The sequence below is a fragment of the Actinophytocola sp. genome (assembly GCF_035712165.1).
Taxonomy (GTDB): domain Bacteria; phylum Actinomycetota; class Actinomycetes; order Mycobacteriales; family Pseudonocardiaceae; genus DASYTH01.
This window is the reverse complement of record NZ_DASTBH010000408.1, coordinates 1-5,215: the sequence shown is the minus strand read 5'-3', so window position 1 is coordinate 5,215 and position 5,215 is coordinate 1. Positions and strand designations below refer to the sequence as shown.

Sequence of the window (5,215 nt, the reverse complement as noted above, 5' to 3'; positions counted from 1 at the left end):
GCACATGCCGAAGTATGTGTACGACTTCAGCGAGGGCAACCGCGGTATGGCGGATCTGCTCGGGGGGAAGGGCGCCAATCTGGCTGAGATGACCGCGATGGGCCTGCCGGTGCCGCCGGGTTTCGTTATCACCACTGAGGCGGCCGAACCACCCGCGCGGACCTGACCCTGGGTGTGTGCGGCGAGCACGGCGGTGACCCGGCCTCGATCCAGTTCTTCCACCACATCGGACTGGACTACGTGTCGTGCTCACCGTTCCGGGTACCGATCGCGCGCCTGGAAGCCGGCCGGGCCGCGGTCGGCCAGTCACACCGCGTCTCCGACAGCCGCTGACCATCGGGTCGTGGACCCGGGACTTTCAGCCCTCGTCATCGGTTCCACCGACCCTGGCAGCGGTTCGGCTGACCGGGCACCGTCGTGGCTATGAGCGAACGTGCGCGGGAATCATCGACACCGGGCGAAACCCGCACCGAGACCCCGTCCAGCCGGCGGCCGGTGCTGGATCGCGAGACGGCGCTGGCCGCACTGGAGTTGGCGGTGTGCGCGCCGTCGCTGCACAACACCCAGCCGTGGCGGTTCCGGATCGGCGCCGGGTCGGTCGAGCTGTTCGCCGACCCCACCCGCCAGCTACCCGCCACCGATCCGGACGAGCGCGACCTGCTGGTCAGTTGCGGCGCGGTGCTGCATCACCTGCGGGTGGCCCTGGCCGCGCTCGGCGCCTTCGCCACGACCACGAGGCTGCCCGAGCCGGACCGGCCCGAGCATGTGGCAACCCTTGACCTCACCCGCCACACCGCCACCCACGCCGACCTGGTGGCAGCGGCGGCGATCCCGCGGCGGCGCAGCGACCGCCGGGCCTACGGTGCGCGGCCCGTTCCCGACGACCGTCTGGCCGAGCTGGCCCGCCAGGCCGCCGCGCAGGGCACCCTGCTGCGGGTGGTGCGCTCCGCGACGGCGCGGTCCGTTCTGGTGTCGGCGATCGCCGAGGCGGACCACCTGCAGCGGGCGAATCCCTCCTACGTTCGGGAGTTGGCCCGCTGGACCGGCACCCGGACCGGTCTGGCCGACGGGGTGCCGTCGGCGGCGGTGCCCACCCCGACCGGTTACGGAGACCTTCCGGTACGCCGGTACTCGGCGCCGCGGCTGCACGCTGCCGAGGAGTCCGAACAGGACGGGGCGGGAACCTTGCTGGTGCTCGGCACCTCCACCGACGACCGGCACGCCCGGCTGCGCGCCGGCGAGGCACTCAGCGCGGTCCTGCTCGCGGCGACCGGGATGGGCCTGGCCACCTGTCCGCTGAGCCAGCCACTCGAGCTGCCCGAGATCCGGCGCGTGGTCCGTACCGGGGTGCTCGACGACATCATGGTCCCGCAACTGATCGTGCGGGTGGGCGCTCCGTCCGCGCACCCCGATCCCTTCCCCCGCACCAAACGCCGGCCGGTCGCCGACATGCTTCACCGGTCGTCGTAAGCGGCGACGAGCCGGTCCCGGACGCCGACCACGCCGGGAACCCAGGCCACCCGGGCGACCGCGTTGTCCACGTCGGCGCGCCACGGCAGCCAACCGGTGAGCTGCACCACGCCGTGGTCGACGCTGACCCGCACCGTCGGTTCCGGCACGGTGAGGATGTCGTGCTCGATCTCGGCACGGATCTCCTTGTCCGGCCGCAGGAACAGCTCCAGCACGGCGCGCCGGGCCAGCATGCCGACCAGCCGGCCGTCATCGACGACGAACAGTTGCCGCTTTCCGGACTCGGCCAGCACCTTGGCGGCGGCCGCCAGCGTCGCGTCCGACCGCACGGTCAGGGCCGGCGTGGCCATCAGCGCCCCGGCGGTCAATCGGGCCACGTCCCGGCCGCGGCGCCGCCAGTTGCGTGACTTGCGGCCGGTGCGTAGCAGATCCGCCTCGGACACCACCCCGAGCACCCGGCCGGTCGCACTGACCACCGCTGCCGCGCCCACATCCCGCGCGACGAGCAACTCGAGCACATCCTTGTAGTGCGTGTGCATGGCGACCGTCACCGGATCAGGGGACATCACCGACGCCACGGTTTTCGTGGTGAGCTGGGCGGTCATCACGTGTCCTCTCTCGACCGAGATTCCTTTCACCCCAACTCTGATCGCCCCGCCGCGCCTCGAACACCGACCCGCGACCCCAACCGGTCGGGACCTTCGACCTCGACCCCGGGATCACTTCGGGTCGTTGGTGACCTCGACCCCACCGAAGATGGCTGTGGCGTTGACTTTCAGCAGTGGCGCGTCCGCTGGCAGCGAGCCGTTGCCGGTGGTCTTGTCGTCGTATCCGCCGAAGATCGGCAGACCGCGGACCGCGACCCGCCAGTTCTGGGGCACCACCACCGTGGCGCCGCCGAACAGCGCGAACGCGTCGACCGTGGCCATCTCGTCGATGTGCGCCTCGCGCAGGTCGAGGGTCGCCCCGCCGAATACCGCGGTCACATCGGAATGGGTCAGGTGCGTCGAGCGATCCACCGCCTTGGCACCGCTGAACACGGCGACCGGCTCGGTGACCGGGACGTGCACGCGGTGCCGGGCCAGACCGGCCAGCACCGAGCCGCCGATCAGCAGGAGAACGGCCGGGCCGGCCAGATCCCCGGTGGCCCAGTTCTGCGCGTCGGCCAGCAGCACGACACCCAGCACACAGATCACGGCGGGCCAGAACGAAATCCGCCTGGCGGCCAGCATGGCCACCACGCCCAGCCCGATGAGCACGACGGGCCACCACCGGTCGACCGTCGCGGCACCGTCGAGAACCCCGGTCGCGTCCAGGACGCCGAACACGCCCAAGGTGAGCAGCACCAGCCCGATCCACAAGCGAACCGGTTTCATGACAACCTCCTCTCACAGTGGTTCATCCGCGAGACACCGGCGCGGGTGAACCGCGCTGCGCGCCAGCGCGACGAACCCGCTCGCGGTCGCCAGCGCTGGGCACGCAGCTGCGATCGACCGGTCATGTCAGCCGTCAGACCCTCCTGGGCACGGTGCCGGCCAGCGCGCAGATCCGGCGCATGACCCGGTGCGCCGGGTCGGAGGTGGGCGCGAACATCAGCGGGCAGCCACCGTCGATCACGGTGATGCCGTGCGCCCGGCCGTACTCGGTGGCCGTCGGCGAGACGCTGCCGGCGCCGAACGAGCGGTGCATCCACACGCGGTCGATGCCGAGCTCGGCGCACTCGCGCATGGTGGCCTCCGCGGCGTCCGGGCGGGTGCCGATGACCACGGCGTCGACGCCGCCGGGGATGGACTTCAGGTCGTGGTAACAGGTATCGCCCTCGACCGCGTCGGCGTTCGGGTTGACCGCGAAGACCTGGTAGCCACGCTCACGCAGCCGTTGATACACGACGTTGCCGCCGTGGCCCTGGGGGTCACGCGACACTCCGGTCACCGCGATCCGTTTGCTGGCAAGGAACTCCGCGGCCGCCTCGCTGATCTTTCTCATGGCTCCTCCTCATCCGCACAACCACACGATCACGCGCGGTTCGGCGCCGGCCCAGAGACGCAGGTCCCGGCTTCACCGACCAAAAGCCCCGAACAACCAGGGCCAACGGCGGTGCAGTCGCCTCGGTCTATCTGGCATCCGCGGGACCCGCCGAGGATGACTGGCCCGCGCGATGGCATGCGCTGACCGGGCGCCTGTTGCGCGCGGGTCCCGGCGAGGACATCGTGGCCGGCCTCGAGCGGGCGGTGCTGCCGGCGCCGGCCGAAGGGCTGGCGGTGTTCGCCACCGCAACGGCCGAACCGGTCGTGCTGCACGCGCCCGGCCTGCCCGGACCGGATCGCGCCGACTGGACTCCGGTGGCCCGGCTCCCCCGGATCCTGACGTGGTTGCGGGACCGACCCGCACCGGGGCGGACATCCACACCGGTGCCGGTGGCGGCCAGCCGCCGCGGATCACCTCCGTGCTCGGACCGGACGACGAGATCGAGCGCAACGCACCCGGCGGCCGGGCCCAGTCCCGCTACCAGCACCGCGCCGAGGACTCCTGGCAGCACAACGCCGGCGCCGTCGCCGGCGCCCGGCTGCTGGTGATCTCCGGCGATGTCCGCGCCGTGCAGCTGCTCGAGGAGCGCCTGCCGGCCTGGATCCGCACCGAAACCACCATCCGGCACATCACCGGCGGCCGCAGCCCGGACGGCTCCCAACCCCGCCGAGCCGAAACGGTCGTCGAGGTCGCCCGCGCCACCGCCGCGCAGTGGACCGGCCGGTTGCTGTCCCGCTTCGGACCCCGCCGCCATCGTGGACCCAACGCGACCGCGGGCCGCTGCTGGACGTGGCGATCCGCGCCGCACCGCGCACCGGAGCACAGGTGCACGTGCTCGACCCCGGCATCCCGGGTGCGCCCGCCGAGGGCATCGGCGCGCTGTGCCGGTTCCACTGAGCGGGACGGGCCCGACGCAGAAGAGCACGTCAGGCCCGTCCGTGCGGTCACGGCCGCTCTTTGACCCGGCCGAAGCACAGGTAGGCGATCGGCCCGACGAAGTTCACCGCGATCGCCGCCGCCCACAACGGTTTGAGCCCAACGCACGGGCCGCGGCATGTCCAAGGTCTCTGGTGAGTGTCAGGGAACCGGGAGGGTAGTTCCCGCTGGTCGGGCGATCATGACCGGGCAGGGCGCGTGGTGGATCAGCGCCTGGCTGACCGAACCGAGCAGCAGCCCGGCGAACCCGCCCCGGCCCCGGCTGCCGACGACGATCAGACTCGCGCCGTGGGCGGCGTCGAGAAGGGCGTGCGCCGGCCGGTCGCGGGCGACCACGTGGCGCACGGAAACGTGCGGGTACTTGTCCGACCAGCCCGCCAACCGTTCGGTCAGCAGTTCGTGGGCATGCTTGTCCAGCAGATCCCAGTCGACCGCGGGATAGGCGGTGCCGTAGGCGCCGGCCGGGAACACCGTGTCGGTCCAGGCGTGCACGGCGACCAGGCCGCCGCCGTGTTGCGCGGCCTGCTCGAACGCGAGTCCGATAGCGCTGCCGCTGGCCGGTGAGCCGTCCACGCCGACCACCACCGGCGCGTCCGGCAGTGCGGGTTCGCCGCGCACCACGACCAGGGGGCAGGCGCTGTGTCCGGCCAGCGCGACGGTCACCGAACCGGCGAGCAGCCCGGAGATCGCGCCCAGACCGCTGGATCCGCACACCAGCAGCGCCGCCTGCTCGCTGGCCGCGCGCAGCACCGGCACGGCCGGGCCAGAGGCGACCTCGGTC

General features: G+C 72.3%; 8 protein-coding genes and 1 pseudogene. 4 read left to right on the top strand and 5 right to left on the bottom strand.

Going from position 1 to position 5,215, the window contains the following annotated elements:
* Nucleotides 1-4: 4 nt before the first annotated feature.
* The 3 genes and pseudogenes from VFO68_RS34315 to VFO68_RS22815 all read left to right on the top strand — a co-directional run bounded on the left by VFO68_RS34315 (nt 5) and on the right by VFO68_RS22815 (nt 1,470).
* The gene (locus tag VFO68_RS34315) at nt 5-166 is read left to right on the top strand and encodes a PEP/pyruvate-binding domain-containing protein (protein ID WP_414635554.1); all 162 of its coding nucleotides are present in this window, start codon (nt 5-7) and stop codon (nt 164-166) included.
* Nucleotides 142-333 (top strand): annotated as a pseudogene (locus VFO68_RS22820) (putative PEP-binding protein); the annotation flags it as partial. The gene VFO68_RS34315 and the pseudogene VFO68_RS22820, both read left to right, overlap by 25 nt.
* 90 nt (nt 334-423) lie before the next feature.
* A complete protein-coding gene (locus VFO68_RS22815) occupies nt 424-1,470 on the top strand; it encodes an Acg family FMN-binding oxidoreductase (protein ID WP_325160400.1) in 1,047 nt (348 codons plus the stop codon).
* On the opposite strand, the gene VFO68_RS22810 is transcribed toward VFO68_RS22815, so the two are convergent.
* The 3 genes from VFO68_RS22810 to VFO68_RS22800 all read right to left on the bottom strand — a co-directional run bounded on the left by VFO68_RS22810 (nt 1,455) and on the right by VFO68_RS22800 (nt 3,456).
* A complete protein-coding gene (locus VFO68_RS22810) occupies nt 1,455-2,075 on the bottom strand; it encodes a CBS domain-containing protein (protein ID WP_325160399.1) in 621 nt (206 codons plus the stop codon). The genes VFO68_RS22815 and VFO68_RS22810 overlap by 16 nt on opposite strands.
* Before the next feature lie 114 nt (nt 2,076-2,189).
* Nucleotides 2,190-2,846, bottom strand: coding sequence for a LiaF transmembrane domain-containing protein (locus VFO68_RS22805; protein WP_325160398.1), 657 nt, complete (start codon nt 2,844-2,846; stop codon nt 2,190-2,192).
* Nucleotides 2,847-2,979: 133 nt separating this feature from the next.
* Complete coding sequence (locus tag VFO68_RS22800; RefSeq protein ID WP_325160397.1) at nt 2,980-3,456, bottom strand: CoA-binding protein; 477 nt, start codon at nt 3,454-3,456, stop codon at nt 2,980-2,982.
* Between the two features lie 382 nt (nt 3,457-3,838).
* On the opposite strand from VFO68_RS22800, the gene VFO68_RS22795 reads away from it, so the two are divergent.
* Nucleotides 3,839-4,459, top strand: a complete 621-nt coding sequence (locus tag VFO68_RS22795; protein ID WP_325160396.1) for a hypothetical protein — start codon at nt 3,839-3,841, stop codon at nt 4,457-4,459.
* On the opposite strand, the gene VFO68_RS34310 is transcribed toward VFO68_RS22795, so the two are convergent.
* Both VFO68_RS34310 and VFO68_RS22790 read right to left on the bottom strand, forming a co-directional pair.
* Complete coding sequence (locus VFO68_RS34310; RefSeq protein ID WP_414635553.1) at nt 4,443-4,523, bottom strand: PLDc N-terminal domain-containing protein; 81 nt, start codon at nt 4,521-4,523, stop codon at nt 4,443-4,445. The genes VFO68_RS22795 and VFO68_RS34310 overlap by 17 nt on opposite strands.
* 52 nt (nt 4,524-4,575) lie before the next feature.
* A partial coding sequence (locus tag VFO68_RS22790) for a universal stress protein (protein ID WP_325160395.1) occupies nt 4,576-5,215 on the bottom strand: 640 nt, incomplete at its 5' end.

Coding starts and splice junctions, on each gene's coding strand:
- VFO68_RS22805 (WP_325160398.1), bottom strand. CDS start 2,846: ATGAAACCGGTTCGCTTGTGGATCGGGCTGGTGCTGCTCACCTTGGGC.
- VFO68_RS22800 (WP_325160397.1), bottom strand. CDS start 3,456: ATGAGAAAGATCAGCGAGGCGGCCGCGGAGTTCCTTGCCAGCAAACGG.
- VFO68_RS22810 (WP_325160399.1), bottom strand. CDS start 2,075: ATGACCGCCCAGCTCACCACGAAAACCGTGGCGTCGGTGATGTCCCCT.
- VFO68_RS22815 (WP_325160400.1), top strand. CDS start 424: ATGAGCGAACGTGCGCGGGAATCATCGACACCGGGCGAAACCCGCACC.
- VFO68_RS34315 (WP_414635554.1), top strand. CDS start 5: ATGCCGAAGTATGTGTACGACTTCAGCGAGGGCAACCGCGGTATGGCG.